General features: G+C 51.0%; 4 protein-coding genes. All 4 read right to left on the bottom strand.

What is annotated here, in order from left to right; translation table 11 throughout:
• Positions 1-830: 830 nt before the first annotated feature.
• Genes FD01_RS10565 through FD01_RS10555 form a run of 4 tightly spaced genes read right to left on the bottom strand, consistent with a single transcriptional unit; the run spans position 831 to position 2,628 of the window.
• Complete coding sequence (locus tag FD01_RS10565) at positions 831-1,700, bottom strand: DNA/RNA non-specific endonuclease (RefSeq protein ID WP_054719874.1); 870 nt, start codon at positions 1,698-1,700, stop codon at positions 831-833.
• Positions 1,701-1,713: 13 nt separating this feature from the next.
• On the bottom strand, positions 1,714-1,974 hold the full coding sequence (locus FD01_RS16110) for a hypothetical protein (protein ID WP_152164857.1): 261 nt from the start codon (positions 1,972-1,974) through the stop codon (positions 1,714-1,716).
• Positions 1,971-2,372 (bottom strand): hypothetical protein, encoded by a 402-nt coding sequence (locus FD01_RS10560; protein WP_152164858.1) that lies wholly within the window; start codon positions 2,370-2,372, stop codon positions 1,971-1,973. The genes FD01_RS16110 and FD01_RS10560 overlap by 4 nt, the downstream gene beginning before the upstream one ends.
• Positions 2,362-2,628 carry a hypothetical protein gene (locus FD01_RS10555; RefSeq protein WP_225436193.1) on the bottom strand — a complete coding sequence of 89 codons (267 nt, stop codon included), beginning with the start codon at positions 2,626-2,628 and terminating at the stop codon, positions 2,362-2,364. The genes FD01_RS10560 and FD01_RS10555 overlap by 11 nt, the downstream gene beginning before the upstream one ends.
• Positions 2,629-2,879: the final 251 nt, after the last annotated feature.

The raw sequence follows: 2,879 nt of genomic DNA, 5'->3' as shown, positions 1-2,879 counted from the left end.
AGTCGAGCAAAAAAGAATAGTTCAATTAGTGGAACCGAGAAAGACTTGACACATACGCGGTCCTTGGCTGACTTCACTTAACCGGAAAGCCATGCTATAATTAAGGCAAGCGAAAAGGCACCCCATAAGGAGTGCCCTTCCACAGCAGAACCGTTTAAAGAACGGTGGCAAACTATCACAAACTAAAAGCCGCGACGCCCGCCAAAGTCGAAGCGGCTTTTAGTTTGCTTATTTTTTCCGGCCGAAGCCGATCGCCTTCATCAGTTGACCAATCGCGTGACCGCGAGGACAAGCAGAGCTAGCGCACTGACAAAGGCCGTGATTGTCGCCAAAGCGCCAATCATAAGCAAACCCGTACCTCCTTTCGTTGGAATTCAAGGTTATGAACCTTACGCCCATAAGCCTCACCTTCTCTCGAATACGAAGATACCACCGCTCATTAACTTTTCTGCTTCCTCTATTATACCACAAAAAAGCCGCCAAGCGCTTAGAGCCACAGGCGCTTGACGGCTTTTTACATGTTGAAATTCGTGTCTCAAGGTAGCCGCCGCGCGGGCAGAAGGCGAAGCACAAGCGGCCGTCCCGGCCGCGTTTGGCGGCGCCACGCCCGCTCGCCAAACCGGCAACAATGATCTCTGAGCATGCAAACAGAAAACTATTAACCTAGTCCGCGGCACGGCCAAAATCAGCCGTACTCGCTATTTTCACTCAAGGCCGCCTTCTGCCCGCGCGGCGGCATAGATCGGGTACGCACCCGATCTACAGTGCTCAATAGAAGAAACAGCGTGATCAGCCAAAAGGAGGCTGCCAAGGGCGTACTCTCCAGTGACTTAGCGTTCCAACCTGAATTGCCCTGTTTTGTAGTTGATCTTGACTCCTGCCTGCTGGTTAAAGATCCAGAGGTTTAGCCGCAACCCGTTCGGGTCTTTGAGGGACTGCACAATCACGTGTACACCGCATGGGACCCGCTCCGACCTACTATATATAGGGATTGCCTGGTACGCAACCGCCTCGTCCTGGTGTGCCTGCAAGTAATTCCGTGTGAGGGTTTCAGGATAGGCCATGCCCCCGGGATTACGAATGTCGTTGGTGCCAACGTTTTGTGCCCGCGTGCCAAGAATCACGTTGTGGGTTTGCATATCTCCATTGAGTGACCAGGCGACCAGGTGCGATTTGTTGTACAAGTATCCCCGGTACCCCGTGAGTTGCACGATACGGTTGTTGTTAGTGCCGCCGTGCCACCCCTTCTCTACCGAGTCTTTAGTTGCCGTGTACTTGGCGTGCAAATACTCGCCAGAAACCCGCGTTTCTTCTGGGAAGGCGGGCCGGCTGACAACACTACTGCTGTGAAACATCATCGACTGATAGGTGACGATTGCCGTCACGCTTTGAGTTCTTCCGGCGCGATCTAAGGCCGAGTAATCAGTTGTTGCTGTGATATAGCTAGGTTCCTTCAAATCGCGGTTTACGGTGCGAACCAACGCGCCTTCAAACACTGGTTTGTTATTGCTCACCACCATGTAGTTCTGCGGGTACTTTTCAATGCTGAAGGGTGTTTTGATTAAAGCGTTGTCGGCCTTGCTGTTCTCTACTGTGGCTCCTGGAAGGAGGCTAGATAAACCATCAACTGCCTTACAGCCACTGAGCACGATCAGGGCGGCCGTCAGTGCCAGGAGGCGGCACCAATATCTACTATTCACTGTTCCCTGCCCCCTATTGTGCGACCGCTTGAGCGGCGGCCTGTGTGGCCTGCTGAGCTAGTGCTGAGGCTTGCTTTCGGGGAGCGGCTGCCTTGACGTCTGGTGCTTGCTGGTACTTTCGCTCGTCCTCTTTATCAACGGCGCTATAACCATAGGTCTTGACCAAGTAGGCCATCTCCTGCGGCGAGTCAGCCTCAAACAAACCCTTATTGAGTTGATTCGCCTGTACGGCCTTTAAGTGGTCTTCACCGTCCTGGTTCCGTTCTTGAATCATTGTGCCTTAATCTGGTCGGCAATCTTCTCCTCGGCACGCACAATTGCATCGCTTTGAATGTCCATCACCGGAAATTGTTCTTCCATTCCATGAAGCACAATGAAGCCATTCAGCAACTCGCGAAACATTGCGACGGAGCGCTCAGTTGATCCAGTCCGTAAGCGGATCGGATCAAGCGACTTCTTGATTTCCGCCACAATTTGCTGAACTAAAACCTTATTGCCCAGGAGTTCGTTTTGCATCTCCTGATGTTCATGGATAATACCTTCAATAGCTTCACCACGACTATTGCATCGATGAATTTTCATATACTGGTCAATATATTTCCAGCCGTACTCGCCATCGTTCGCCGAGTCCAAATAGACCCAGTGATGTTCTCGCTTGTTGTTACTTGCCAATGCCGTCACCTCTTTCGATGCCAAGCGAATCCAGAAGCGCCGTGATCACTTCGGTGTTGCGTCGAATCACGACGTTTGATTGACGAGTGAGCTCCGCTAGATCATTAAGCTCACCTTCAACGTAGTAATCTCTCGCATGCTGGTGAATAAGTCTCGCCAAATACTTGTTGCGGGTTAAGCCTTTGGAGTCAGCCAACTGCTTGATGATGGCAGCGTCTGCATCTGCTACTCCCTTGATATGAATATCAACTACCAACCGAACCAACCTCCTTTGTTCAAATCTGAAATTTCGCGACAAAAAAACGGCCTTGAAGTTGCTAACTTCGTGGCCGAAAACCAAGTTCAAAACTAAGTGAAGGGGGAGCGCTATGATCCAAAAGGACGGATCACAACACTCCCCCTTCAAGTCCAAAATTACGACAGGGGGCCGAATTTTGGAGTTTTAGATAATGGGCATAAGGGAAAACTGAACCCAAATATGGGTTACACCGCAGTGCGGTGGGTTTT

This window comes from Lacticaseibacillus manihotivorans DSM 13343 = JCM 12514, from assembly GCF_001435035.1.
Lineage (GTDB): Bacteria > Bacillota > Bacilli > Lactobacillales > Lactobacillaceae > Lacticaseibacillus > Lacticaseibacillus manihotivorans.
Note: the sequence above shows the minus strand (reverse complement) of the source record. Positions and strands in the feature narration are given on the sequence as shown.

Bases quoted from the DNA above. Each gene is read 5' to 3' on its own strand.
- FD01_RS16110 (WP_152164857.1), bottom strand. From the start codon at position 1,974: ATGATTCAAGAACGGAACCAGGACGGTGAAGACCACTTAAAGGCCGTA.